This is a genomic window from Pseudomonas sp. C321, assembly GCF_055407105.1.
Map to the genome: position 1 here is coordinate 197,675 of NZ_JBUZRB010000007.1, position 25,743 is coordinate 223,417.

General features: G+C 60.9%; 27 protein-coding genes and 1 pseudogene. 13 read left to right on the forward strand and 15 right to left on the reverse strand.

Annotated elements, in window-relative coordinates; translation table 11 throughout:
- Positions 1 to 118 precede the first annotated feature (118 nt).
- Positions 119 to 1,669 carry a glycoside hydrolase family 17 protein gene (locus ACZRJ6_RS20955; protein ID WP_463969669.1) on the forward strand — a complete coding sequence of 517 codons (1,551 nt, stop codon included), beginning with the start codon at positions 119 to 121 and terminating at the stop codon, positions 1,667 to 1,669.
- 37 nt (positions 1,670 to 1,706) lie between these two features.
- Here ACZRJ6_RS20955 and ACZRJ6_RS20960 read toward each other — a convergent pair whose 3' ends face one another.
- Positions 1,707 to 2,078: a hypothetical protein gene (locus ACZRJ6_RS20960; protein WP_463969668.1), complete on the reverse strand. Its 372-nt coding sequence runs from the start codon at positions 2,076 to 2,078 to the stop codon at positions 1,707 to 1,709.
- Positions 2,079 to 2,313: 235 nt separating this feature from the next.
- Here ACZRJ6_RS20960 and ACZRJ6_RS20965 point away from each other — a divergent pair, with 235 nt between their 5' ends.
- Both ACZRJ6_RS20965 and ACZRJ6_RS20970 read left to right on the forward strand, forming a co-directional pair.
- A complete protein-coding gene (locus tag ACZRJ6_RS20965) occupies positions 2,314 to 3,612 on the forward strand; it encodes a serine/threonine protein kinase (protein ID WP_463993556.1) in 1,299 nt (432 codons plus the stop codon).
- On the forward strand, positions 3,605 to 4,393 hold the full coding sequence (locus tag ACZRJ6_RS20970) for an MlaA family lipoprotein (protein WP_463969666.1): 789 nt from the start codon (positions 3,605 to 3,607) through the stop codon (positions 4,391 to 4,393). Before ACZRJ6_RS20965 ends, ACZRJ6_RS20970 begins: the two co-directional genes overlap by 8 nt.
- A gap of 60 nt (positions 4,394 to 4,453) precedes the next feature.
- Here the strand turns inward: ACZRJ6_RS20970 and ACZRJ6_RS20975 are convergent, their stop codons facing one another.
- Positions 4,454 to 5,368, reverse strand: coding sequence for a DUF808 domain-containing protein (locus ACZRJ6_RS20975; RefSeq protein WP_463969665.1), 915 nt, complete (start codon positions 5,366 to 5,368; stop codon positions 4,454 to 4,456).
- Positions 5,369 to 5,502: 134 nt separating this feature from the next.
- Between ACZRJ6_RS20975 and ACZRJ6_RS20980 the strand changes: the two genes are divergently transcribed.
- Positions 5,503 to 6,108, forward strand: a complete 606-nt coding sequence (locus ACZRJ6_RS20980; RefSeq protein WP_463969664.1) for a TetR/AcrR family transcriptional regulator — start codon at positions 5,503 to 5,505, stop codon at positions 6,106 to 6,108.
- Between the two features lie 52 nt (positions 6,109 to 6,160).
- On the opposite strand, the gene ACZRJ6_RS20985 is transcribed toward ACZRJ6_RS20980, so the two are convergent.
- Positions 6,161 to 6,601 (reverse strand): GlcG/HbpS family heme-binding protein, encoded by a 441-nt coding sequence (locus ACZRJ6_RS20985; protein WP_463969663.1) that lies wholly within the window; start codon positions 6,599 to 6,601, stop codon positions 6,161 to 6,163.
- Positions 6,602 to 6,868: 267 nt separating this feature from the next.
- Between ACZRJ6_RS20985 and gcl the strand changes: the two genes are divergently transcribed.
- The 8 genes from gcl to ACZRJ6_RS21025 all read left to right on the forward strand — a co-directional run bounded on the left by gcl (position 6,869) and on the right by ACZRJ6_RS21025 (position 16,344).
- Entirely contained in the window at positions 6,869 to 8,644 is a 1,776-nt protein-coding gene (gene gcl, locus ACZRJ6_RS20990; protein WP_463969662.1) for a glyoxylate carboligase, read from the forward strand.
- A 56-nt stretch (positions 8,645 to 8,700) separates the two neighbouring features.
- A complete protein-coding gene (gene hyi / locus ACZRJ6_RS20995; RefSeq protein ID WP_463969661.1) occupies positions 8,701 to 9,483 on the forward strand; it encodes a hydroxypyruvate isomerase in 783 nt (260 codons plus the stop codon).
- Positions 9,484 to 9,543: 60 nt separating this feature from the next.
- Positions 9,544 to 10,431: a 2-hydroxy-3-oxopropionate reductase gene (locus ACZRJ6_RS21000; RefSeq protein ID WP_463969660.1), complete on the forward strand. Its 888-nt coding sequence runs from the start codon at positions 9,544 to 9,546 to the stop codon at positions 10,429 to 10,431.
- 172 nt (positions 10,432 to 10,603) lie between these two features.
- A complete protein-coding gene (locus ACZRJ6_RS21005) occupies positions 10,604 to 11,899 on the forward strand; it encodes a glycerate kinase type-2 family protein (RefSeq protein ID WP_463969659.1) in 1,296 nt (431 codons plus the stop codon).
- Positions 11,889 to 13,304 carry a pyruvate kinase gene (pyk, locus tag ACZRJ6_RS21010; RefSeq protein WP_463969658.1) on the forward strand — a complete coding sequence of 472 codons (1,416 nt, stop codon included), beginning with the start codon at positions 11,889 to 11,891 and terminating at the stop codon, positions 13,302 to 13,304. Before ACZRJ6_RS21005 ends, pyk begins: the two co-directional genes overlap by 11 nt.
- Before the next feature lie 185 nt (positions 13,305 to 13,489).
- Complete coding sequence (locus ACZRJ6_RS21015; protein ID WP_463969657.1) at positions 13,490 to 14,368, forward strand: urea transporter; 879 nt, start codon at positions 13,490 to 13,492, stop codon at positions 14,366 to 14,368.
- Positions 14,369 to 14,399: 31 nt separating this feature from the next.
- A complete protein-coding gene (locus ACZRJ6_RS21020) occupies positions 14,400 to 15,224 on the forward strand; it encodes an ion transporter (RefSeq protein ID WP_463969656.1) in 825 nt (274 codons plus the stop codon).
- Positions 15,225 to 15,330: 106 nt separating this feature from the next.
- Positions 15,331 to 16,344 (forward strand): sulfate ABC transporter substrate-binding protein, encoded by a 1,014-nt coding sequence (locus tag ACZRJ6_RS21025; RefSeq protein WP_463969655.1) that lies wholly within the window; start codon positions 15,331 to 15,333, stop codon positions 16,342 to 16,344.
- A 73-nt stretch (positions 16,345 to 16,417) separates the two neighbouring features.
- On the opposite strand, the pseudogene ACZRJ6_RS21030 reads toward ACZRJ6_RS21025, so the two are convergent.
- A pseudogene (locus ACZRJ6_RS21030) lies at positions 16,418 to 16,624 on the reverse strand (hypothetical protein); the annotation flags it as partial.
- A 225-nt stretch (positions 16,625 to 16,849) separates the two neighbouring features.
- On the opposite strand from ACZRJ6_RS21030, the gene ACZRJ6_RS21035 reads away from it, so the two are divergent.
- The gene (locus ACZRJ6_RS21035) at positions 16,850 to 18,004 is read left to right on the forward strand and encodes an MFS transporter (RefSeq protein WP_463969804.1); all 1,155 of its coding nucleotides are present in this window, start codon (positions 16,850 to 16,852) and stop codon (positions 18,002 to 18,004) included.
- Between the two features lie 4 nt (positions 18,005 to 18,008).
- Here the strand turns inward: ACZRJ6_RS21035 and ACZRJ6_RS21040 are convergent, their stop codons facing one another.
- From ACZRJ6_RS21040 to phnG, 11 genes are all read right to left on the reverse strand, one after another.
- Complete coding sequence (locus tag ACZRJ6_RS21040; protein ID WP_133099095.1) at positions 18,009 to 18,413, reverse strand: type II toxin-antitoxin system HicB family antitoxin; 405 nt, start codon at positions 18,411 to 18,413, stop codon at positions 18,009 to 18,011.
- A 23-nt stretch (positions 18,414 to 18,436) separates the two neighbouring features.
- The gene (locus ACZRJ6_RS21045) at positions 18,437 to 18,625 is read right to left on the reverse strand and encodes a type II toxin-antitoxin system HicA family toxin (protein ID WP_463969654.1); all 189 of its coding nucleotides are present in this window, start codon (positions 18,623 to 18,625) and stop codon (positions 18,437 to 18,439) included.
- 177 nt (positions 18,626 to 18,802) lie between these two features.
- On the reverse strand, positions 18,803 to 19,552 hold the full coding sequence (gene phnP / locus ACZRJ6_RS21050; RefSeq protein ID WP_133099097.1) for a phosphonate metabolism protein PhnP: 750 nt from the start codon (positions 19,550 to 19,552) through the stop codon (positions 18,803 to 18,805).
- Positions 19,543 to 20,106, reverse strand: a complete 564-nt coding sequence (phnN, locus tag ACZRJ6_RS21055) for a phosphonate metabolism protein/1,5-bisphosphokinase (PRPP-forming) PhnN (protein WP_463969653.1) — start codon at positions 20,104 to 20,106, stop codon at positions 19,543 to 19,545. The genes phnP and phnN overlap by 10 nt, the downstream gene beginning before the upstream one ends.
- Entirely contained in the window at positions 20,106 to 21,251 is a 1,146-nt protein-coding gene (locus tag ACZRJ6_RS21060; RefSeq protein ID WP_149411424.1) for an alpha-D-ribose 1-methylphosphonate 5-triphosphate diphosphatase, read from the reverse strand. Before ACZRJ6_RS21060 ends, phnN begins: the two co-directional genes overlap by 1 nt.
- The gene (gene phnL, locus ACZRJ6_RS21065; protein WP_463969803.1) at positions 21,241 to 21,960 is read right to left on the reverse strand and encodes a phosphonate C-P lyase system protein PhnL; all 720 of its coding nucleotides are present in this window, start codon (positions 21,958 to 21,960) and stop codon (positions 21,241 to 21,243) included. The genes ACZRJ6_RS21060 and phnL overlap by 11 nt, the downstream gene beginning before the upstream one ends.
- Positions 21,960 to 22,775 carry a phosphonate C-P lyase system protein PhnK gene (gene phnK, locus ACZRJ6_RS21070; RefSeq protein WP_463969652.1) on the reverse strand — a complete coding sequence of 272 codons (816 nt, stop codon included), beginning with the start codon at positions 22,773 to 22,775 and terminating at the stop codon, positions 21,960 to 21,962. The genes phnL and phnK overlap by 1 nt, the downstream gene beginning before the upstream one ends.
- The gene (locus ACZRJ6_RS21075) at positions 22,772 to 23,638 is read right to left on the reverse strand and encodes an alpha-D-ribose 1-methylphosphonate 5-phosphate C-P-lyase PhnJ (protein ID WP_463969651.1); all 867 of its coding nucleotides are present in this window, start codon (positions 23,636 to 23,638) and stop codon (positions 22,772 to 22,774) included. Before ACZRJ6_RS21075 ends, phnK begins: the two co-directional genes overlap by 4 nt.
- Positions 23,631 to 24,707 (reverse strand): carbon-phosphorus lyase complex subunit, encoded by a 1,077-nt coding sequence (locus ACZRJ6_RS21080; protein WP_350615240.1) that lies wholly within the window; start codon positions 24,705 to 24,707, stop codon positions 23,631 to 23,633. Before ACZRJ6_RS21080 ends, ACZRJ6_RS21075 begins: the two co-directional genes overlap by 8 nt.
- Positions 24,707 to 25,297: a phosphonate C-P lyase system protein PhnH gene (phnH, locus tag ACZRJ6_RS21085; protein ID WP_463969650.1), complete on the reverse strand. Its 591-nt coding sequence runs from the start codon at positions 25,295 to 25,297 to the stop codon at positions 24,707 to 24,709. Before phnH ends, ACZRJ6_RS21080 begins: the two co-directional genes overlap by 1 nt.
- Positions 25,297 to 25,734 carry a phosphonate C-P lyase system protein PhnG gene (phnG, locus tag ACZRJ6_RS21090; protein ID WP_463969649.1) on the reverse strand — a complete coding sequence of 146 codons (438 nt, stop codon included), beginning with the start codon at positions 25,732 to 25,734 and terminating at the stop codon, positions 25,297 to 25,299. The genes phnH and phnG overlap by 1 nt, the downstream gene beginning before the upstream one ends.
- Positions 25,735 to 25,743 lie beyond the last annotated feature (9 nt).

The following is a 25,743-nucleotide window of genomic DNA, read 5'->3' on the forward strand; positions in this document are numbered from 1 at the left end:
AGTTATAGGACACTAGGTAACAATCCCGCCCGAACTTTGCATGTCAAAGTTATGCAGCCCCACTGGCGCCGACCAAATACGGGTAAGATGCGCGGCTTTGCCCCCAGACGGCCAGACCATGCCCGCGACCGCCCGCTTCCCTGCCCTGCCCTATTTATTCGCCTTGCTGCTGGGCCTCTTTGCCCTAGGTGGCTATTGGTACGGCCTCGGCCAACCGGTGCTGCTGCCGGATGTCGCCAGCGCCAGTCACAAGTTGCAATGTGCGTCCTACACACCGTTCGACAAAGACCAATCGCCTTTCGACCAGCCGTTCAAACTGCGCCCTGAGCGCATGGATGCCGACCTCGCGCTGCTGTCCACCCGCTTTGAATGCATTCGCACCTACTCGATGAGCGGCCTTGAAGCCCTGCCGGATCTAGCGCGCAAGCACGGCTTGAAGCTGATGATCGGCGCCTGGGTCAACAGCAACCCGGTGGATACCGCCAAGGAAGTCGACCTGCTGATTGCCTCCGCCAATGCCAACGCCGACGTGGTCACGTCAGTGATCGTCGGTAACGAAACCCTGCTGCGCAAGGAAATCACCGCCACCCAGCTGGTGAAGCTGATCCAGCGGGTCAAGAGCCAGATCAAGCAGCCCGTCACCTACGCCGATGTGTGGGAATTCTGGCTACAACACCCGCAAATCGCTCCAGCGGTGGATTTCCTGACCATTCACTTGCTGCCGTACTGGGAAGATGACCCGGCGGGGATCGACCAGGCACTCCGGCATGTCGGCGATATCCGCCAGACCTTCGGCAACCGCTTCGCCCCTAAGGACGTGATGATCGGCGAGACCGGTTGGCCGAGCGAAGGCCGCCAGCGCGAAACCGCCGTGCCTAGCCGAGTCAACGAAGCCAAGTTTATCCGCGGTTTTGTCGCCATGGCCGAATCGAATGGCTGGCACTACAACCTGATCGAAGCCTTTGACCAGCCATGGAAGCGCGCCAGCGAAGGTGCGGTGGGCGGTTACTGGGGCTTGTTTGATGCCGATCGCCAGGACAAGGGCGTGCTGGCCGGGCCGGTCACCAATGTGCCGTACTGGCCGATGTGGCTGGGCGTTGGCGGGATAATCCTGTTGGGCACGCTGGTGTTGGGTGGGCGCGTTCGCAGCACACGCGCCGCCCTGCTGTTGCCGTTGCTGGGCGCGGTGGCGGCTTGCTCGATTGGTAGCTGGAGCGAGTTGACCCGTGTCACCGCGCGCTTTACTGATGAATGGATCTGGGCTGCGTTGCTGGTGGCCTTGAACCTGCTGGTGCTGGCCCATGCAGCCCTGGCCCTGAGCACCCGTGAAGGTTGGCGCGCGCGCAGTTTCAACTGGCTGGAACAGCGCGCCGGCTGGCTGGTGGCGCTGGCTGGCTTTACCGGTGCGGTGATGATGCTGGCGCTGGTGTTTGACCCGCGCTATCGCAGCTTCCCGAGCGCGGCATTGCTGCTACCGGCACTGGTGTATCTGGTGCGTCCGGTCACGGGGCCGCGTCGGGAGATTGCCTTGCTCGCGTTCATCATCGGTGCCGGCATTGCACCGCAGTTGTATCGCGAAGGGTTGATGAACCAGCAGGCCCTGGGTTGGGCGTTGGTGAGTGTATTGATGGTCGCGGCGTTGTGGCGTTGCTTGCGGGTTCGCAAATAAGGCTTCTGGGCGAGGGGGCTTGCCCCCTCGCCACAGGTTACTCGGCGGTCCGCGGTGCCCTGACCAAGCGTAATCCGGCAATAACTACGGCGAACACTGCAAACGTGGTGTTGTACAACGCCAACGCCGAAAACCCGAACACCAATCCCAGCACCGCCAAGCCCCACCCGGCACGCCCCGGCACAAAAAACGCCAGCACCGACGTCACCAGCGCCGCCCAGCCCATCACTTTGAAGTGAATCATCAGGCCCAGGTTCGAGCGCACCTGGCATTCCCAGCGGCTAGCCTCATCAGCGCAAATGCCGACCCACTGCCCGTCCTCCATAAAACCGTAACGCGCCCCATAACTGGCGGCCAGCCATAACGGTAGGGCAATAAGCAGCAGAATCAGCGGCAAGCGGCGGGACATGGGGCACTCCGATAGGCGAAAACGGCGCCCAGCTTAATCGCCCGGTAGCGGTTGGCAAGGCTTGTACGCAGATAAGTGTTCAACAAAGCGTGCCAAAGTGTATCGTCTAGCTACTATTATTCCGACTCTCGCTGTTTTTACCGACTTTTTGTGCCGACGGCTGGCACTTCGGTGGCAGCGCCGTGGTCATAGCCTGCGAACTTCATTCAGCACCTTTCCTCTTAGGGATTAAGTCATGCTCCGTTCCTTACGCTGTGCGGCCCTGTTGGGCGGCCTTTTTTTGAGTGCGTCAGCACTGGCGGTCGATGTCGACCCCGCCAGCTATGGCTACCCTTTGACCAACCCGTTCGAAGCGACCATCGCCACCACGCCCCCTCATCTTCGGCCTGAACTGCCGACCGATGACGAGATCGATCAGTCCGACTACAGCCTGACGATGCGTCCAGAACGTCAATTCAGCCTGCCCGACAACTTCTGGGCGGTAAAGAAACTCACCTACCGCATGGCCAAGCAAGACCATGCCGCGCCGCTGATTTTCCTGATCTCCGGTACTGGTGCGCGCTACGACAGCACCATCAACGAATACCTGAAAAAGCTCTATTACAAGGCCGGCTACCATGTGGTCCAGTTGTCGTCGCCCACCAGCTTCGACTTCATCAGTGCTGCGTCGCGCTTCGCCACACCGGGCATCACCAGTGAAGACGCCGAGGACATGTACCGGGTAATGCAAGCCGTGCGCGCGCAACACCCGCGCCTGCCGGTCACCGAGTACTACCTCACCGGCTACAGCCTGGGGGCCCTGGACGCAGCATTCGTCAGCAAGCTGGACGAGACCCGGCGCAGCTTCAACTTCAAGAAAGTGCTGCTGCTCAACCCTCCGGTCAACCTCTACACCTCGGTCACCAACCTCGACAAGCTGGTACAAACCGAGGTCAAGGGCATCAACAACAGCACCACGTTCTATGAACTGGTGCTGAACAAGCTGACCCGCTACTTCCAGCAAAAGGGCTACATTGATCTCAACGACGCCCTGCTCTACGACTTCCAGAACTCCAAACAGCACCTGACCAACGAACAAATGGCGATGCTGATCGGCACCACGTTCCGCTTTTCGGCGGCCGATATTGCCTTTACCTCGGACCTGATCAACCGCCGCGGCCTGATCATTCCACCGAAATACCCGATCACCGAAGGCACCAGCCTTACACCGTTCCTCAAGCGTGCGCTGCAATGCGACTTCGACTGCTACCTGACCGAACAAGTGATCCCGATGTGGCGCGCCCGTTCCGATGGCGGCAGCCTGTTGCAGTTGATCGACCAGGTCAGCCTCTACGCCCTCAAGGATTACCTGCGCGACAGCCCGAAAATTGCGGTCATGCACAACGCCGATGATGTAATCCTCGGCCCTGGCGACCTCGGCTTCCTGCGTAAAACCTTCGGCGATCGCTTGACCGTCTATCCACTGGGCGGCCACTGCGGCAACCTCAATTACCGCGTCAACGCCGACGCCATGCTGGAGTTCTTCCGTGGCTAAATATCTCCTGCTTATTGCTGCGTTACTCTGCACAGGCGTCGCCAATGCCGACAACAGCAAGGCCCACACACCCACCGTGGTCGATGAAGACGGCTTCAAGGAACCGCTGAGCAGGCTCAAGTTCAACCCAGGCCTGGACCAGCGCGAATTCGAACGCTCGACGCTGAACGCTCTCAACGTCTACGACCCGCTGGAGTCGTGGAACCGTCGGGTGTACCACTTCAACTACCGCTTCGACCAATGGGTGTTCCTGCCGGTGGTCGACGGTTACCGCTATGTCACCCCGAGTTTCCTGCGCACCGGCGTCAGCAATTTTTTCAACAACCTGGGTGACGTGCCCAACCTGATGAACAGCCTGCTGCAGCTCAAGGGCCATCGCTCCCTGGAGACCACCGGGCGCCTGCTGCTCAACACCACCCTCGGCATCGCCGGCCTGTGGGACCCGGCCACCGCCATGGGCCTGCCGCGCCAGAGCGAAGACTTTGGCCAGACCCTGGGTTTCTACGGTGTGCCGGGCGGCGCCTACCTGATGCTGCCGATCTTCGGCCCGTCGAACCTGCGAGACACCGGCGGCCTGCTGGTGGACTACAGCGCCGAATCCCAGATCAACTTCCTCAATGTGTCCAAGGTCAGCGAAAACCACCCGGAAATCTGGGCCCTGCGCGCCGTCGACAAGCGCTACCAGACCAGCTTCCGCTACGGTCAGATGAACTCGCCGTTTGAGTATGAGAAAGTGCGCTACGTGTACACCGAGTCACGCAAGTTGCAGATTGCCGAGTAACGGCAAGCGCGCACAAAAAAGGCCATTCGATTGAATGGCCTTTTTTATGGCGGCGAGGTCCTAGGCTTTCACTGCTTTCCAGGTCTTGCCGACAACGCTGACAACACCCAACACCAGCGCCCCGGCAATAATCCCCGCCACCGCATTGAGCAAGGTCGGCATCAACCAGGCCAAACCTCCGGTGCTCTGGCTGACGGTTTCAATCCAGTGATGCGCCACCGGCACGCCATGGGTGAGGATGCCGCCACCGACCATGAACATTGCAGCCGTGCCGATCACCGACAGGCTTTTCATCATGTAGGGCGCGGCGCGCAAAATTGCCCCGCCAATACTGCGGGCCACCTGGCCGGGCTTTTGGGTGAGCCACAGGCCCAGGTCGTCGAGCTTGACGATGCCAGCTACCAGCCCATACACGCCGACAGTCATGACGAGGGCAATGCCCGACAAGACGATGACTTGCTGCATCAGCGGCGCATCGGCCACGGTGCCCAGGGTGATGGCAATGATTTCTGCCGAGAGGATAAAGTCGGTGCGGATCGCGCCCTTGATCTTGTCCTTCTCGAAGGCCACCAGATCAGTGGCCGGATCGGCCACTGCCTGCACCAGTTGCGCATGTTCGGCCTGGTCTTCGGCCTTGCTATGGAGGAACTTGTGGGCCAGTTTCTCAAAGCCTTCGAAACACAGGTAAGCGCCACCGAGCATCAATAGCGGCGTGACAGCCCAGGGTACGAAGGCGCTGATGAGCAATGCGGTGGGTACCAGGATCAGTTTGTTGACAAACGAGCCCTTGGCTACCGCCCATACCACCGGAATTTCGCGCTCGGCGCGCACACCGGAAACTTGCTGGGCGTTAAGGGCCAAGTCATCGCCCAACACGCCAGCGGTTTTCTTGGCGGCCATTTTTGTCATCAGCGCGACGTCGTCGAGAACGGCGGCGATGTCGTCGATCAGTACCAGTAAGCTGCTTCCTGCCATGAATCAGGCGTCCTTAATGTGGGATAGTGGCGAGCATAGCGCGGCGCAAGGCATTGCGGGCACATTCTTGAGGCTCGCGGATAGCCGGTGCTACCATGCGCAACCGCCTGTCTTGGCAAGGAAACTCCTGGTCTATGAGCACCATTCGCGAGCGCAACAAAGAACTGATCCTGCGGGCTGCCAGCGAGGAGTTTGCCGACAAGGGGTTCGCCGCAACCAAAACCAGTGACATCGCCGCCAAGGCCGGGCTGCCCAAACCCAACGTCTATTACTACTTCAAGTCCAAGGACAACCTCTACCGCGAGGTGCTCGAAAGCATTATCGAGCCGATCCTGGCCGCCTCCACGCCATTCAATTCCGACTGCGATCCTAGGGAAGTGTTGACGGCGTACATCCGCTCGAAAATCTGTATCTCGCGCGACCTGCCCTTCGCCTCCAAGGTCTTTGCCAGCGAAATCATGCACGGCGCGCCACACCTGAGCCCCGACCTGGTGGAACAACTCAACGCCCAGGCCAAACACAACATCGCGTGCATCCAGACCTGGGTAGATCGCGGACAGATCGCCGCCATCGACCCCAACCACCTGATGTTCAGCATCTGGGCCGCAACGCAGACGTATGCCGACTTCGACTGGCAAATCTCGGTGGTGACCGGAAAAGAAAAGCTGGACGAGGCCGACTATGAAGCGGCAGCGCAGACGATTATTCGGTTGGTGCTCAAGGGCTGTGAGCCCGACTGATGGACCGCAGCGCCTGCGCCAGTCGCGATGGGGCCCTTCCAGTCACCTCAAGTCAGGCTGACACACCCGCATCCGCCAGCAACCCCACCCCCTCGATCGCACTGATCGCACACTGCTCATCAATGTCCGAAGTATCCCCGCTGATCCCAATCGCCCCCAGCACCACCCCATCCTGATCCTTGATCAACACCCCTCCCGGCGCCGGCACCACGCTGCCCTGCCCCAGGCTGTTCAACGCCGCAATAAACGCCGGCCGCTGCTGCGCATCCAACGCCAACAACCGCGAGCCCTTGCCCAGGGCAATCGCCCCCCAGGCCTTGCCGATGGCGATCTGTGGGCGCAGCAAGCTCGCACCGTCTTCGCGCTGCAGGGTGATCAAGTGCCCGCCGCTGTCGAGCACCGCGATGGTCAATGGTGCAGCGGCAATAGTGCGGCCTGCGGCGATGGCCTGGCTGGCCAGGTTGACTGCGACTTTCAAGGTTAAAGCGCTCATGGGTGCCGTCCTTATCTTGTTATTGGGAAAGCCGTGGGGCTCTGAATGATCAGAAGCCGGACAAACAAATAGAACACAATAGATTAATTTTTTGTATACAATATTTCAAAATATGCGCACCACACGTCGAAATAATCCCGTCTAAAAGGCTTCCGACGAACGTAAAGGCCAACGAATAAAATGGATTGACCTGCGCCGCTCGCCGTGAATACACTTTGACGAAACACCACTTGTATACAATTACAAAACGCAAGAGGCACCAAAACAATGAGCAAAATGAGAGCAATCGAAGCCGCCGTTCTGGTGATGCGTCGCGAAGGGGTCGACACGGCCTTTGGCATCCCGGGCGCCGCGATCAACCCGCTGTATTCGGCCTTGCAGAAGCTCGGCGGCATCGATCACGTCCTTGCTCGCCACGTTGAAGGCGCCTCGCACATGGCCGAGGGTTACACCCGCACCAAGGCGGGCAACATCGGTGTGTGCATCGGCACTTCGGGGCCAGCCGGTACTGATATGGTCACTGGGTTGTACAGCGCCTCAGCCGATTCGATCCCGATCCTGTGCATTACCGGGCAGGCACCACGGGCGCGAATGCACAAGGAAGACTTCCAGGCCGTGGACATCACCAGCATCGTCAAGCCGGTGACCAAATGGGCGACCACTGTCCTGGAACCTGGCCAGGTGCCCTATGCCTTCCAGAAAGCTTTCCATGAAATGCGCTCCGGCCGCCCCGGCCCGGTGTTGATCGACTTGCCGTTCGACGTGCAGATGGCCGAGATCGAATTCGACATCGACGCCTATCAACCGCTGCCCCTGACCAAGCCATTGGCGACCCGCATCCAGGTGGAAAAAGCCCTGGCCCTGCTGGATCAGGCTGAGCGCCCATTGCTGGTCAGCGGTGGCGGCGTGATCAACGCCGACGCCAGCGACCTGCTGGTGGAGTTCGCCGAATTGACCGGCATCCCGGTGATCCCAACCCTGATGGGCTGGGGCACCATCCCCGACGATCACCCGCAGATGGTCGGCATGGTCGGGCTGCAAACTTCCCACCGCTACGGCAACGCAACGATGTTGAAATCGGACGTGGTGCTGGGCATCGGCAACCGCTGGGCCAACCGCCACACCGGTTCGGTGGAGGTGTACACCGAGGGCCGCAAATTCATTCACGTCGATATCGAGCCCATGCAAATCGGCCGTGTATTCACCCCGGACCTGGGCATCGTTTCCGACGCCGGCTGCGCCCTGACCCTGTTTATTGAAGTAGCCCGCGAGTGGAAAGCCGCCGGCAAGCTCAAGGACCGCAGCGCCTGGCTCCACGATTGCCAGCAGCGCAAAGCCACCCTGCACCGCAAGACCCACTTCGACAACGTACCGGTCAAGCCGCAACGGGTGTACGAAGAGATGAACCAGGTGTTCGGCAAAGACACTTGCTACGTCAGCACCATCGGCCTGTCGCAGATTGCCGGCGCGCAGTTCCTGCATGTCTACAAGCCTCGGCACTGGATCAACTGTGGCCAGGCAGGCCCGTTGGGCTGGACCATTCCGGCGGCGCTCGGCGTGGTCAAGGCTGACCCGACCCGCAAGGTCGTGGCACTGTCCGGCGACTATGATTTCCAGTTCATGATCGAGGAGCTGGCGGTGGGCGCGCAGTTCAAGCTGCCGTACATCCACGTAGTCGTGAACAACTCCTACCTGGGGCTGATTCGCCAGGCCCAGCGCGGTTTCGAAATGGACTACTGCGTGCAGCTGTCCTTCGACAACCTCAACGCACCGGAACTCAACGGTTATGGCGTCGACCACGTGGCTGTCGCCGAAGGTCTGGGTTGCAAGGCCCTGCGGGTATTCGAGCCAGATCAGATCCAGCCGGCCTTGCGCCGCGCCCAGGAAATGCTCGAAGAATTCAAGGTGCCGGTGATCGTTGAGATTATTCTGGAGCGGGTGACCAATATTTCCATGGGCACCGAGATCAACGCCGTCAACGAATTCGAAGACCTGGCGCTGGTGGGCAATGACGCACCCACCGCGATTTCGCTGCTCGATTAATGATTGTTCGTTCCCGCGTAATCCGCGGGAACGATGACGCTTTTGAGGAAACCGCCATGCCGCGTTTTGCTGCCAACCTGTCCATGCTGTTTACTGAACAGGACTTTCTTGCCCGCTTCAAAGCGGCTGCCGACGCCGGCTTCAGTGGCGTGGAATACCTGTTCCCCTACGAATTCAGCTCTGCCGAAATCAAGGCGCAACTGGATGCCAATGGCCTGACCCAAGTGCTGTTCAACCTGCCGGCCGGTGACTGGGCCAAGGGCGATCGGGGCATTGCCTGCGATCCGGGTCGGGTCGAGGAATTCCGCGCCGGTGTGAAGCTGGCCATCGCCTACGCCCAAGTGCTGGGCAACACCCAGATCAACTGCCTGGCAGGGATTCGTCCACAAGGTGTCGATGAGGCCACGCTGGAAAAGACCTTCGTCGCCAACCTCAAATACGCCGCCGACAAGCTGCAAGCGGTGGGTATCAAACTGGTGATGGAAGCCATCAATACTCGCGATATTCCCGGCTTCTACCTCAACAACACAGCGCAAGCCTTGTCGATTCGCGAGCAGGTAGGCAGCGCCAACCTGTTCCTGCAATACGACATCTATCACATGCAAATCATGGAAGGCGACCTGGCCCGGACCATGGCCGCGCACCTGGGCGAAATCAACCATATCCAGCTGGCAGACAACCCTGGGCGCAATGAACCGGGCACCGGTGAGATCAACTACCGGTTCCTGTTCGAACATTTGGATCGCATTGGTTATCAGGGGTGGGTGGGCTGTGAGTACAAGCCGTTGACCACTACCGAAGCGGGTTTGGGTTGGCTGAAAAGCCACAATGCCATCTGACTGATCGTTCCCGCCCTCCCCATGGGAACAATCAACATCGAATAAAAAGAGGATTTCTTCATGGCTAAAATCGGATTTATCGGCACCGGCATCATGGGCCAGCCCATGGCGGCAAACCTGCAAAAGGCAGGTCATCAACTGTTCCTTTCCGAGCACTTCGGCAAAGCGCCAGAAGAACTGATCGCCGCGGGTGCCGTGGCCCTGGCCAACCCGCAGCAAGTGGCCCAGGAAGCTGAATTCATCATCATCATGGTGCCCGACACCCCGCAGGTCGACGACGTGTTATTCCGCGCCGATGGGGTTGCCGCAGGTTTGGGGCCGAACAAAGTCGTCATCGACATGAGCTCGATTTCGCCAACGGCCACCAAGGCCTTCGCCGCAAAAATCAACGAGACCGGCGCGCAATACCTCGACGCCCCAGTGTCCGGTGGTGAAGTTGGTGCCAAGGCCGGCACCTTGAGCATCATGGTCGGTGGCGAGCCACAAACCTTTGAACGGGCCTTGCCGCTGTTCCAGAGCATGGGCAAGAACATCACCTTGGTAGGCAGCAATGGCGACGGCCAGACCGCCAAGGTGGCCAACCAGATCATCGTTGCCCTGAACATCCAGGCGGTGGCCGAAGCGTTGTTGTTCGCCTCGAAAAACGGCGCCGACCCGGCCAAGGTGCGTGAAGCGCTGATGGGCGGGTTTGCCTCCTCGAAGATCCTGGAAGTGCATGGCGAGCGGATGATCAAGGGCACCTTTGATCCGGGCTTTCGCATCAGCCTGCACCAGAAGGATCTGAACCTGGCCCTGGCCGGTGCGAAAGAGTTGGGGATCAACCTGCCCAACACCGCCGGCACCCAGCAAGTGTTCAGCACCTGCGCGGCCATTGGCGGCAGCAACTGGGACCATTCGGCGCTGATCAAGGGGCTGGAGCATATGGCGAATTTTTCGATTCGTGAGTAAGAGCTAGCTTGCTCGCGATGGCCGTCAACGATGACGCTGGGTGCCTGAATAAACCCGGCGTCCTCAGGTTTTTCGCGAGCAAGAACTAGGCGTCCCCCTCGCGCCTACAGGTAGCCGTGTTTGCGCCTGAAGTTTGTGCATCCCTAATAACAAAAATCCCGGGAGCCCGCTTATGTCGGTCGATCCGCAACACCTGCTTCGCGAGCTGTTTGCCACAGCCATCGACGCTGCCCACCCCCAGCAAGTCCTCGAACCTCATCTGCCCGCCGACCGCACCGGCCGCATCATTGTCATCGGCGCGGGCAAGGCGGCCGCCGCCATGGCCCAGGTTGTCGAAAATTGCTGGCAAGGTGAAGTCTCAGGCCTGGTGGTCACCCGCTACGGCCACGGCGCACCCTGCAAAAAAATCGAAGTAGTCGAAGCCGCCCACCCGGTGCCGGACGCCGCTGGCCAAGCCGTCGCCAAGCGCGTACTGGAACTGATCAGCAACCTGGAGGAAGACGACCGCGTCATCTTTCTGTTGTCCGGCGGAGGCTCTGCTTTGCTGGCCCTGCCCGCCGCCGGCATCACCCTGGCCGACAAGCAATCGATCAACAAGGCCCTGCTCAAATCCGGCGCCACCATCGGTGAGATGAATTGCGTGCGCAAGCACCTCTCGGCGATCAAGGGCGGGCGCCTGGCCAAGGCATGCTGGCCGGCGACGATCTACACCTACGCGATTTCCGATGTGCCGGGCGACCAGGCCACGGTCATTGCTTCCGGCCCCACCGTCGGCGACCCAAGCACCTCGCAACAGGCACTGGCGATTCTCAAGCGCTACCAGATTGAAGTCCCCGCCTCGGTGCGCAGTTGGCTGCAAAACCCCGAGTCGGAAACCGTCAAACCCGGCGATCCGTGTCTGGCCCGCAGCCATTTCCAACTGATCGCCCGCCCGCAACAATCCCTGGAGGCGGTGGCGGTAAAAGTACGCCAAGCCGGGTTCAGCCCGCTGATCCTCGGCGACCTGGAAGGCGAAGCGCGGGACGTGGCCAAAGTCCACGCCGGTATCGCCCGGCAAATCGTCCAGCACGGCCAGCCGCTGGCGGCGCCGTGCGTGATTCTCTCCGGCGGCGAAACCACCGTCACCGTACGCGGCAATGGCCGTGGCGGGCGCAACGCCGAATTCCTCCTGAGCCTGACCGACAGCCTCAAGGGCCTACCCGGTGTCTACGCCCTGGCCGGTGACACCGATGGCATCGACGGCTCCGAAGACAATGCCGGGGCGATCATGACCCCCTGCAGCTACGCCCGTGCCGAAGCCCTGGGCCTGAGCGCCAGCGATGAGTTGGACAACAACAATGGCTACGGTTACTTCGCCGCGCTCGACGGGCTGATCATCACTGAGCCGACCCGCACCAACGTCAATGATTTTCGCGCCATTGTGATCCTTGAAAGCCCTGACAGAGAGTCTCCTGACCATGACGCCTGACAAGAAGGTCAAAATCCTCGCCACCCTGGGACCGGCTACCCACGGCATCGATGACATCCGCGAGTTGGTGAAAGCTGGGGTCAACATCTTTCGCCTGAACTTCAGCCACGGCGATCACGCCGATCATGCCCTGCGCTACCAGTGGATTCGCGAGGTGGAGAAACAACTCAACTATCCCCTCGGCATCCTCATGGACCTGCAAGGGCCGAAGCTGCGAGTCGGGCGTTTTGCCGAGGGCAAGGTGCAGTTGATTCGTGGCCAGGCCCTGCGCCTTGATCTGGACAGTACTCCCGGCGATCAACGTCGGGTCAACCTGCCCCACCCGGAAATCATCGCGGCCCTGGAGCCCGGCATGGACCTGTTGCTGGACGACGGCAAGCTGCGTTTACGGGTGATCACCAAGTACGCCGATGCCATCGACACCACCGTGCTCAACGGTGGCGAACTGTCGGACCGCAAAGGCGTGAACGTGCCACAAGCCTTGCTGGAACTGAGCCCGCTGACCGCCAAGGACCGCCGCGACTTGAGCTTCGGCCTGGAGTTGGGGGTGGACTGGGTGGCGCTGTCCTTTGTGCAACGTCCGGAAGATATCCGCGAAGCCCGTGAACTGATCGGCGACAAGGCCTTCCTGATGGCCAAGATCGAGAAGCCCTCGGCAGTGCAGCGCTTGCAGGAAATCGCCGAACTGAGCGACGCGATCATGGTCGCCAGAGGGGATCTGGGGGTGGAGGTGCCGGCTGAGAGCGTGCCGCAGATCCAGAAAGACATCATCACCACCTGCCGCCAACTGGGTAAGCCGGTGGTGGTGGCCACGCAGATGCTCGAATCCATGCGTTTCTCACCGGCGCCGACCCGCGCCGAAGTCACCGACGTGGCCAACGCCGTGGCTGAGGGCGCTGATGCAGTAATGTTGTCGGCAGAAACCGCCTCCGGGGAATACCCGCTGGAAGCGGTGCAGATGATGAGCAAGATCATCCGCCAGGTGGAAAACGGCCCGGATTACCAGACGCAACTGGACGTCAGCCGGCCCAAGGCCGACGCCACGGTATCGGACGCCATCAGCTGTGCGATCCGCCGTATCAGCAGCATCCTGCCGGTGGCGGTACTGGTGAACTACAGCGAGTCCGGCACCTCCAGCCTGCGGGCGGCTCGGGAGCGGCCATCGGTACCCATCCTCAACCTGACACCAAACCTGTCAACGGCGCGGCGCTTGAGCCTGGCCTGGGGCGTGCATTCGGTGGTCAACGATCGGCTGCGGCAGGTGGATGAGGTGTGTTCTACAGCACTGGAGATTGCCCAGGCACAAGGGATGGCGAAGCGTGGGGATACCTTGGTGATTACCGCGGGGGTGCCGTTTGGGCTGCCGGGGTCGACCAACTCGCTGCGTATCGAGACGTTGATCTAACCCACTTTTTCAACCACCCCTTGCGTAGCAGCTGTCGAGTGAAACGAGGCTGCCTCCGAGGACACAGTCCTCGTAAAACCTGTGCTCGCAGTTTGGCTGAAACACCGGGGCGCCTGGTTTACGGCTGCTTCGCAGCCGGACGCGGCCTCGTTTCACTCGACCGCTGCTACGACATGGCAAACATCATGCAGAACATTACCCAATGCCCCGACTGGGCCGAAGCCCTGCTCAACGGCTTCAGCCAGATCTTCCTCCAGCGCTATCCGCTATGTGGCTTGCTGTGCCTGCTGGCGATTCTGTCGTGCGCGCCGGCGCTACTCGGCGGCGCATTGCTGGGCGGTGTCGCGGGTCTGCTGACGGCCCAGCGCCGGGGCTATCCCAAGGCCGAACGCCAAGCCGGACTCTACAGCTATAACGGCGTGCTGCTGGGCTTACTGATCAGCCAGCATTTCGTCTGGTCGGCCCTGTTGCCGCCGTTGATTCTGGCCTGTGGCGGCCTCAGCGCGATCCTCACCCGGCAATGGCTCAAGCGCGCGGCGAACCCCGATGACCTGCTGGCCTACACCGCGCCCTTTGTTGGACTGGGCTGGCTGTTGCTAGGCACTACTGCGCCAACGACTGTTGCATGGAGTGAACCCGGCACTTGGGCATTGCTCAGTGCACCGTTTACAGGACTTGCGCAAATTATCCTGCTGGATCAACCCCTGGCTGGTCTGTTAATCCTGCTCGGTCTATTGCTCGCCAATCGTCGCGTCGCGCTGTGGGCATTGATCGGCGCCAGCGCTGGCGTAGTACTCGCCCTGTTGCTGGACGAATCCGCCAGCGCCCTGCTTGGCCTGCACAGCTATAACCCGGCGCTAGCGGCTTTAGCATTGAGCCAGCAGCGTCGCCAACCCTGGCTGCCACTGATGGGCATCCTCCTGGCAATCGTCCTCACCCCTGGCTTTGCGGCCCTGAACCTGCCCCCTCTGACCGCGCCATTTATCCTCGCCTGCTGGCTGGTGCACGCCAGTCGCAGGGTTATACAAAGGGCCAGCGTGGACAGCCCGTTCGAATCCCCCTAGGCTTCGCTGAATATTGATTCAGGCGACCTCCATGGACAGCAACAACAATTGGCGTCAGCGGCTCTACGTCATGGTTTTCCAAAGCGACACCGCAGCCGGGCGCCGTTTCGACAGCATCCTGCTGCTGATCATCCTGGCAAGCCTGGTGGTCATAATCCTCGACAGCATCGACGAGGTGCACCAGCACTACGCGAGCGTGCTGGCCTACATCGAATGGGGCTTCACCATCATCTTCGCCATCGAGTATGTGTTGCGGCTGTATTGCTCGCCCAAGCCGTTGCGCTATGCCTTCAGTTTCTACGGGCTGGTGGACTTGCTGGCCATCGTCCCCGGCATCCTCGCCCTGTATTACAGCGACGCCCAGTTCCTGCTGATTATCCGCATCATCCGCATGCTGCGGATCTTCCGGGTGCTCAAGCTCAGCCCCTACCTCATGCAAGCCAATTACCTGATGTCGGCGCTGCGCGGCAGCAAGCAGAAAATCGTGGTGTTTCTGCTCAGCGTCTGCACATTGGTGACGGTATTCGGCACCTTGATGTACGTGATCGAAGGCCCGGAACATGGTTTCACCAGCATCCCCAAGGGCATCTATTGGGCGATCGTCACCCTGACCACCGTGGGCTTTGGCGACATCGTGCCCAAGACACCGTTGGGCCAGGTGATTTCGTCGCTGGTAATGATCACCGGTTATTCGATCATCGCCGTGCCCACCGGGATTTTCACCGCGGAACTTGCCAACGCCATGCGCGGCGAACAGCTGCAAAAGGACTGCCCGGTGTGCAAGAAAAACAGTCATGAACCCAACGCGGCGTTTTGCTCACGATGCGGTAATAGCCTTTTCAAAAAAATGGAATAAGCAAAGTTCTTTTTAATCTTTAAGCGTCTATGCCGCCCCAGCTATAGTCGCTGGCATATTGCCCTTACTTAACAAGTCGACTTCACCCTACAACAAGGAATGAGCAGTGAAAAAACTCGTTAGCGCCTCTCTTCTGGCCGCCGGCCTCGTACTGGCTGGCGTCGTCCAGGCTGCACCGACCACCCTGCTCAACGTCTCCTACGACGTGATGCGCGATTTCTACAAGGACTACAACGCCGCCTTCCAGAAACATTGGGAAGCCGAGCACAAGGAAAAGATCACCCTGCAGATGTCCTTCGGCGGCTCCAGCAAACAGGCGCGCTCAGTGATCGACGGCCTGCCGGCTGACGTCATCACCATGAATATGGCCACCGACATCAACGCCCTCGCAGACCACGGCAAACTGGTGCCGGACAACTGGGTCACCCGCCTGCCGAACAACAGCGCGCCGTTCACCTCCGCCACCGTGTTTATCGTGCGCAAGGGCAACCCCAAGGCCCTGAAAGACTGGCCGGACCTGCTCAAGGATGGCGTGCAAGTGATCGTGCCCAACCCGAAAACCTCCGGCAACGGCCGCTACACCTACCTGTCGGCCTGGGGTTACGTACTGAAGAACGGCGGCGACGAGAACAAGGCCAAGGCCTTTGTCGGCAAGCTGTTCAAACAAGCGCCGGTGCTCGATACCGGCGGCCGTGCAGCCACCACCACCTTCATGACCAACCAGATCGGCGACGTGCTGGTGACCTTTGAAAACGAAGCGGAAATGATCGCCCGTGAATTCGGCCGTGATCAGTTCGAAGTGATCTACCCAAGCGTCTCCGCCGAAGCCGAGCCGCCAGTGTCGGTGGTCGACAAAGTCGTCGACAAAGTCGTCGACAAGAAAGGCACTCGCGCCGCTGCCGAGGAATACCTGAAGTACCTGTGGTCGCCAGAAGGCCAGGAAATCGCCGCCAACAACTACCTGCGTCCACGTGACCCGGCAGTGCTGGCCAAGTACACCGACCGCTTCCCGAAAGTCGACTTTTTGTCGGTTGAGAAGACCTTCGGCAACTGGCGCGATGTGCAGAAAACCCACTTCAATGATGGTGGGGTGTTTGATCAGATCTACACCGGGCAGTAATCCGCTCTAACTGACGAAATGCAGGCAAGTGTTGCACTTGCCTGCATCGCTATCGCAAGACTTGGCGTAGCAATTACATCGGCGGCGTCACGCCATCCTTGCCTGCCGAAACAGACTGCGCGGTAATGGTTCCGTCTGCACCCTGTGACGCAAACAACACCACCTTGACCCCCGCCTCCAACAAACTCCGATCACCCGGTTCCAGGTTGACGATCGGCACATCATCCGGCCCGACGATCTTCTGCTCACCGCCCTTGTATTTGACGGTCAACGTCCGGCCTTCATGGCAGTCGACTTCCTGCTTTTGCAGTTGCGACTAAATATATCATTGACATTCGGCCCGAAAGTTAACGTTTCAGTCATTAATACCCGGCATGAGTGTTATCACCGTAAACGGCCTACTCCCGCCTGGGCCTTGTCTTTATTCTCGCACGCCACTTTCCTTCGCTTTTATGAGAACGCCATGAACGCTACTCCGCAAAGTACAAACACCATGACCCGAGGCATGGTGATGCTGTTTGCGTTCTGTTGCGGCGCCATCGTCGCCAACATCTACTACGCGCAACCGATCATCGAGCTGATCGCCCCGGACATCGGCCTGACGCCGGCCATGGCCAGCCTGATCGTGTCCCTGACTCAGGTCGGTTACGCCTTGGGCCTGTTCTTTCTGGTTCCCCTGGGCGACCTGCTGGAAAACCGCCGGCTGATGATCATCACCACCGTGGTGGCCATCGCCAGCCTGCTGGGCGCGGCGTTCACCGAACAGCCGAACCTGTTCCTGCTGGTGTCGCTGCTGATCGGCTTCAGCTCGGTATCGGTGCAAATCCTGATTCCATTGGCCGCGCACCTGGCGCCGGCCGAGTCCCGTGGACGGGTAGTCGGTAGCATCATGGGCGGCTTGCTGTTGGGCATTTTGCTGGCACGGCCGGTGTCCAGCGTGGTGGCCGATCACTTCGGCTGGCGAGCGATGTTCATGGTGGCCGCCGCACTGATGGCCGCCATCAGCGTCGTGCTGCTGTTGACCGTGCCCAAGCGCCAACCGGATCACTCTGCCAGCTATGGCCAGTTGCTGCGCTCCCTGGGCACCTTGCTGCGCCATCAACCGCTGCTACGTCAGCGGGCGTTCTATCAGGGATGCATGTTTGCCACGTTCAGCCTGTTCTGGACCGCAGTACCCCTGGAGCTCTCACGCAACCACGGCCTGACCCAAAGCCAGATCGCCCTGTTCGCCCTGGTCGGTGCCCTGGGCGCCATCGCCGCCCCCATCAGCGGACGCCTGGCGGATGCCGGCCACACCCATCGCGCCTCGCTGCTGGCGATGGTGTTTGCCGCGTTGAGCTTCCTGCCAGCCTTCGTACATCCGATCTACAGCGTGATTGGCTTGGCGGTGACAGGTGTGGTCCTGGACTTCTGCGTGCAGATGAACATGGTCCTCGGCCAACGCGCCATCTACGCCCTCGACGCCAACAGCCGCAGCCGCCTGAACGCGCTGTACATGACCAGCATCTTCATCGGCGGCGCCTTCGGCTCGGCAATAGCCAGCAGCGTGTATGAACAGGGCGGCTGGCTGGGGGTGGTGCTGCTGGGCAGCGCGTTCCCACTAGTGGCACTGTTGCGGTTTTTGAGTGCCTCCAGGCAAGGGGTTGTAGCGGCGGCGTAAGCCCTTACAACCGAACCAACTTCTCCAACGCCGCATCCGCCAGAAATGACGAGCGGCTTTTGACCTTATGCTCACGCACATACCGGTCAATGCGCTGAATGACATAACCGGGCAAGGTCACGTTGACCTTTTCGGTCTTGCCCAGATAAGGCGTGATATCCAACTCCAGCATCCCCCAGCCCATCCCAGCGTATTCCTCATTGCTGTGGTGCGCGGCAACCGACGTCGGCATGGGAATGGCCCGGCCTTCTGCGGCGATCTCTTGCAGCATGATGTGCGCCACTTCAATGGCGGCGTTGTAAGCCTCTTCAAAACTGTCCCCGGCCGTTACCGCACCTGGGATATCGGGGATCTGAATACCGGTAGCGATATGATCGTCGCCCCATTCGATACAGATTGGGTATTGCATGAAAAACCTCCTGAAAAACCGACCTAAAACGAAAACAGCCCGGCACGCTTCCTGATACTCCTGACGGTACCCAAGGGAAGATCCTTCTTGGGATGGCGCACCGGTATCGTGTACGGGCTATAGCGGTGGGTGAAAACATGATGACTGCCCGTGACCCGATCCAGCACCCTGCCTGCCTCTTGCAACTCCTTTATCACTAGCCTGCTTTGCACCACAGCCTCCTTGCTTCCGGCCGAATAAAAACAACCCTAGAGTTATCTTTACTCAAGCGCAGAAATCATCAGACCGACTGGCGGCTGTTTTACTGATTGTTAAAATGGTGCTGATAAAGGAGGGACGATTTATTTAAAACTGGAGTTGGCCGGCAGGTTTTGAATTGAGGCGTGCGGCTAAACCACCCGTCCATCCCATCCGACCGTCACGTGGCGCGGCAACTCACTTCGATGCTGCAACAACCAGGCATCCAGGGTATGCCCCACATGGGTCAATACCCCCAGTTGCGCGCCCACTTCATCAATGCACTGCAACGCCAGCGTCAGATCATTGTGATTACGCGGCGCCAGGGGTTGCGGCGGCATGGAGCAGTCGAGCACCAGCACATCCAGGGGCGCACGCTGTAGCCAGGCGCTAGTGGCGGGTGGCAAGCCAACAGTGTCGGTCAGATAAGCGATGCGGCGGCCTTCCCCTTCAAGCAGATAACCAAGGGTCGGTTTGGAGTGTTGTAGCGGCAACGCGGTGACGGTCAGCTCACCAAACTGGCGGGTTTCGAATTCGGCAAACGGCTGGCTGAAATCGAGGATGCCGGGGTGTTTGTAGAGATCGGACAGGCCTTGCGAATCCATCGGCCCATGCACCGGAATCACCAGCCCCTGGCCCCAGCGCAGATGCAGCAGGCCTTGGGCGTGATCGGCATGGTAATGCGTCTGGAAAATCCCGTTGAAGCTGCGTGGCGGGAAGCGTTCGGTGAGGTCGGGCAAACCGCTGTCGATCAGCCAACGCTGGTCACCGCATTCGATCAGCGCGCTGCACGGCCGGCGACGCAGGTTTTCATCGCTGCGGGCAAGACCGCAGGCGGCGCATTCACAGCCATAGACCGGGACTTGGCGGGCGTCGCCAGTGCCCAGCAGGGTCAGGCGCATGTGGGCTGTCCGTCGAGGCAGCCCAGCAGGCGCTCTACCGTGTGATCCAACTGGCCGGAGTTGTCGAGCAGGAACACTCCCGGTGCGGCAATCAAGCCCTCACTGAATCGGTCATTGCGCGCCAGTCGATCGTCAATGTCGGCCAGGGATTCGCGCGCCCGCGCCAGCAAACGCTGGCGCAACACCGCTTGATCAACCGTCAGCAACACCACCAGCAGCGTCGGATAACGTCGCCGGGTTTGCGCCAGATGAGCACGAGAGCCGTTGACCAGCACGTCCTCCCCCGCCGTCAGCCAATCGTCGATCTCCCGTGGGATGCCGTAAGACAATCCGTTGGCGTGCCAACTGAGGGCAAACGCGCCCTCGGCTTCAAGGGCAGTGAACTGTTCAGGGCTGACGCCTTGGGCGGCTTCACCCACGGCTTCTGCCGAGCGGGTGATGACGCGGCGCACGATACGGCAGCCGCGTTCGGCCAACCGCGTTCGCGCGGCATCCAGCAGGCTGTCCTTGCCCGAACCCGATGGTCCGATGAGATAGATCAACCTGCCCGCCATCAAAACACCCTCTTCGCTTGTCGCCAGACTTGTTGGACCACTGGCAGCCCGTCTTGCGTCCTGGCTTGCACCAGGTCTGCCCGCAGGCCAATGGCAATTTCGCCGCGATCGCTCAAGCCCGCTGCTCGTGCAGGCGCCAGGCTGATCATCTTGACCGCCTGGGGCAGATCGCAGTCGTTGTCCAGCGCGGCCAGTGCAAAGGCCGCTTGCAGCAGACTGGCCGGGTAGTAGTCACTGGAAAGTATATCCAGCAATCCCTCGGCGGCCAGGCCAGCGGCGGCCACATTACCCGAGTGGGAACCGCCGCGCACGATGTTCGGTGCGCCCATCAGCACCTTCATGCCCACTTGCTGGCAGCCACGAGCCGCTTCCAGGGTGGTGGGGAATTCAGCGATGGTCATGCCGTAGCGTGCCGATTCCTCGACATGGGCCAGCGTGGCGTCGTCATGGCTGGCCACCGACAGGCCGCGAGCCAGGCAATGCTCGACGATGGCGGCGCGGTAGCGGTCGCTGTACTCCCGTGAGTTGGCCATTTGCAGGATGATGAAGGCGTCCATCGTCTCGTCGTTCAAATGGTACTTGCCCATGTAGTACTCACGGTACTTGGATTGCAGCACGAACTGGCGCTGGCCCGGCGAGTGGTCCATCACCGACACTAGTTGCACCAGCGGGTTTTCCACCAGGTCGCGGAACACACTCAACGTATCGGGATGGCACAGCTCGCAGCGCAGGTGCAGTCGGTGTTCGGCGCGGGTCAGGCCAGCGCTTTCAGCCGAGGCAATGGCATCGAGCATCGCCGGCAGTTTCTGCATGCGGTTGCCCTTGGGATTGACGTCGCCGATGGACACCGCGTCGAACACCGTGGTGATGCCGGCGGCGATGATCTGCGCGTCGTGGCTAAGCACCGCCGAGGTGGATGGCCAATCCACGCCGGGGCGCGGGGTCATGTGTTTTTCCAGGTTATCGGTGTGCAACTCCACCAGCCCCGGCAGCAGGAAATCGCCATTCAAATCCTGGGCCTGAGGCAACTGGCTGCGGCCTTCAGCGATGTCGACGATCACCCCGTCACGCAGCACCAGGGAGCCGAGGAACACCCTGTCAGCGCTGACCAAGCGGGCATTGCTGAGGATCTGTTCAGCGAGCATGGGCGTATTCCTCTTCAGCGACGGCGGTGGGGGTCATGTCGAAATGACGGTCGGCCACTGCTTCACGGGCGGCGCGGTCATGAAAGATGCCGATCAGCGCAGCGCCGCCAGCCTTGGCTTCGTTCATCAGTTCCAGCACCACCTGGCGATTGCTGTCGTCCAGGGACGCGGTGGGTTCGTCCAGCAGCATCACTGGCCACTCCACCATGAAGCCGCGAGCGATGTTGACCCGCTGCTGCTCGCCACCGGAGAAGGTGCCCGGTGCCAGTTGCCACAGGCGCTCGGGGATGTTCAGGCGAGTGAGCAACAACTCGGCACGCGAGCGCGCCAAAGACTTGGACCAGCCACGGGCCAGGGCTGGCTCCATCACCACATCCAGGCACGCCACCCGAGGGATCACCCGCAAGAACTGGCTGACGTAGCCGAGGGTCTGCTGGCGCACCTGGAGAATGTCCCGAGGTGCGGCGCCCACCAGCTCCAGCCATGCACCGGCATGCTGCACACGGATGCTGCCGCCAGCCGGCAGGTAGTTGCCGTACAAGGTGCGCAGCAAGGTGCTTTTACCGGCTCCGGACTGGCCGTGCAGCACCAGGCATTCGCCGCCCTTTACGCTGAAATTCACCCCGCGCAGCACGTTGAGGACCACGCCATTTTGCTGGTGCAAAGTGAAGGTTTTCGAGAGGTCACGGACCTCGATCAAGGCGTTCATCATGGCTGCAGTACCGAAGACACCAGCAGTTGAGAGTAAGGGTGCTGCGGATCATCAAGGATCTGGTCCGTCAGCCCGGTTTCCACCACCCGTGAGCGGCGCATCACCATCAAGCGGTCAGCCAGCAGGCGCGCCACCGCCAGGTCGTGGGTGACAATCACCACCGCCAGGTCCAGCTCGCGTACCAGGCCACGCAACAGGTCGAGCAAGCGCGCCTGTACAGAAACGTCGAGGCCGCCGGTGGGTTCGTCCATAAACACCAGGCGCGGGCTCGAAACGAGGTTGCGGGCGATTTGCAGGCGTTGTTGCATACCGCCGGAGAATGTCCGGGGCAAATCGTCGATGCGCAGCGGGTCGATTTCAACCTGGCTTAGCCAATCGAGCCCGGCGCCCCGCAGTTGCTGGTAATTGCGCACACCTTGGGCCATCAGACGCTCGCCGATGTTGGCGCCAGCCGAGACGCCCATGCGCAGGCCGTCCCGTGGATTTTGTTCGACGAAGCCCCATTCGGTACGCAGCAAAGTACGCCGCTCGGCTTCACTGGCGCTGTACAAGTCGAGCCATTCGCCGCCCTTGCCGCGGCTCTCTTTTAAGCGATAGGCAATGCTCCCGGCCTGCGGCGGCAAGCGCCCGCTGAGCAGCGAGAGCAAGGTGGATTTGCCCGAGCCGGACTCGCCGACAATCCCCAGCACTTCGCCGGGGTACAGGTCGAAGCTCACACCCTGGCAGCCCTTTTCCGGGCCATACAGCAGCGACAAATCGCGCACTTGCAACAGTGGTTCGACAGGTTGTGGTTTCATCATGGGCTGATTCATTGGTTGCTCTCCTTGACCCGTTGGGCGCAGTACCAGGTGTCGGAACAGACAAAGCTCTGGGTACCGGCGTCGTCAAGAATCAGCTCGTCGAGGAAGGAATCGCGGCTGCCGCAAATGGCGCAGCACTGCTCCCACTTCTGTACTTCGAACGGGTGATCCTCAAAGTCGAGGCTGGTGACTTGGGTGTACGGCGGCACCGCGTACAAACGCTTTTCCCGGCCTGCACCAAACAGCATTAGCGCCGGGCTCATGTCGAGTTTCGGGTTGTCGAATTTGGGGATCGGCGAGGGGTCCATCACGTAGCGTTCGTCGACCATCACCGGGTAGGCGTAGCTGGTGGCGATATGGCCAAAGGTGGCGATGTCCTCGTAGAGTTTTACGTGCATCACTCCGTAATCGTTGAGGGCGTGCATGGTGCGGGTCTCGGTTTCCGAGGGTTCGATAAAGCGCAGCGGCTCCGGAATCGGCACCTGATAAACCATGATCTGGTCGGCCTGCAACGGGGTTTCCGGGATGCGGTGGCGGGTCTGGATCACCGTCGCGTCCGGCGTGCTTTCGGTGGTGGCGACGCCAGCGGTGCGGGCGAAGAAGCGGCGAATGGAGACCGCGTTGGTGGTGTCATCGGCGCCTTGGTCGATGACCTTAAGCACGTCGTCAGCACCCAAAATTGCGGCGGTCAATTGCATGCCGCCGGTGCCCCAGCCATAAGGCAACGGCATCTCGCGCCCGCCGAATGGCACCTGGTAACCGGGGATCGCCACGGCCTTGAGCAAGGCGCGGCGGATCATGCGTTTGGTCTGTTCGTCGAGGTAGGCGAAGTTGTACGCCGGGTCACGCGCGGGCGTCTGGGTCAGGTCATTCATGGCGGGTGCCCTCGGCCGGTTGGCGCAGTTTGCGGATCAGCTCCAGCTCGGACTGGAAGTCCACGTAGTGAGGCAATTTGAGGTGCGAGACAAAACCTGCGGCCTCGACGTTGTCGCAGTGGGCCAGGACAAACTCTTCGCGCTGCGCCGGTGAGACGATTTCTTCGTTGAACTCCTCGGCCCGCAACGAGCGGTCCACCAGCGCCATGCCCATGGCCTTGCGCTCGGCGTGACCGAAAGCCAAACCGTAGCCGCGGGTGAACTGCGCCAGCTCCGTGGCCGAGCCAACGAACTGGTTGACCATCTCGCACTCGGTCACTTCGATGCTGCCCAGGCAGATGGCGAAACCCAGCTCTTCGGGCTCGATCCACACCTCGACGTCGCCGATGCGAATTTCCCCGGCAAATGGGTGATTACGGCCGTAACCGCGTTGGGTCGAGTAACCCAGGGCCAGCAGAAAACCTTCGTCGCCACGGGCCAGGGCCTGCAGGCGTTGGGCGCGATTGGCCGGGTATTCCAGTGGGTCGCGGGTGATGTCGGCGACGGTGCCTTCGTTGTCGGACTCGTTTTTGATCAGGCCTTCTTTCGCCAACAATCCCAGCACTCGCGGGCAAGGTTCCAGGCTCGCGCCGGGAGTGGTCTGCGGCCCCGGATACTCACCTTCCGCCAGCAATGCGAAGTCCAGCAGACGATGGGTGTAGTCAAACGTGGGACCCAATAATTGGCCGCCGGGCACATCCTTGAACGTCGCCGACAAGCGCCGACTGAGTTGCATCGCCGAGGTATCAATCGCCAGGCTCGGGCTGAAGCGTGGCAACGTGGTGCGGTAGGCCCGCAGCAGGAAGATCGCTTCCACCAGATCCCCCGCCGCTTGCTTGATCGCCAGCGCGGCCAGTTCTTCGTCGTACAGTGAGCCTTCGCTCATCACCCGAGCCACGGCCAGGGGCAGTTGCTGGCGGATCTGCTCGACGCCAAGTTCGGTAATAGTGGTATCGCCCCGGCGTTTTTTCGCCAGCAGGCGGTGGGCATTGTCGATGGCCTGTTCGCCACCTTTGACGGCTACGTACATCAGGCAAGCTCCTCTGAGATTCGGGTGCTGCGGGGCAGGCCGATCAGGTGGTGACCGGCGGCGAACAGCACGTCCAGGCCACGGGGGAAGGCCTCGCGACGCTGGCGTTCCAGCCAGAAGCCGTGGGGCAGCGGCAGGCTGACCCGGCGCTGGCTCTTGATCCCCGGACCGCGCCAATTCAGCGGGCGACCGGCCTCCAGTTCGGGCAACTGGACCAGCAGCGTGCAGGACTGATCGGGGTAGCGATCATTACCGTGATCGAAACCGCTCAGGTCCAGCAGGTCCTGGGCATCGAGCAAGGCAAACGTTGCTTCTTCCCGGCGCGCAGTCAGCGGGCAACCGCAATGGAACGCCAGGTTGGCGCGAATCAGCGGCGTGTCGAAGGACGGCGCCAGCCACAGCGGCGTGTCCACATCCAATAAAGCCAGGCACAAGGCGTAAGTAGCGGGCGCCAGGCCGTCGAGGCTCGGTGCGGTGGATAAGGCCTGGATCGTGCCCGGTTCGGCCAAGGCCTTGAGCGCCCCACGAAAACCCCGCTGGGCATCCAACACAGGATCAACAAACGCCGGTTGCAACAGTTGGGCATTCATCAGTTTTCTCCTCGGACCAGGGTGAAGAACTCCACCTTGGTGGCAGCGGTTTCTGCCTCTTTCTGCGCCCGACGTGTGGCCTGGACATTGGCTAAAGAAGTGATCAATTCACTGAGCCAAAGGCTCGGCTGCGCACCCTGCAAATGCGCGTCGGCCAGGGCCGCCAACTCGGCGTGGACCTTGTCGCGCCCCGCCAGATAGCTGTAGCCGGTACGGCCATCGGCCAGGCGCACCACGCAGCGGGTCACGCTCATTTCGCCGACGTTGAACGGCGCGCCATTGCCACCCATGCGGCCACGCACCAGGGTCATGCCGACTTCGGGAGCGCGGATCAGTTGGTAGTCCACATCACGCAAGGCGTCTTCGTGAGGTTGCAGTTCACAGAGGCGCGCGCGGGCGAGCACGCCGATCCAGTATTGTCGCTTGGACGGGTTCATCTGGGTCTC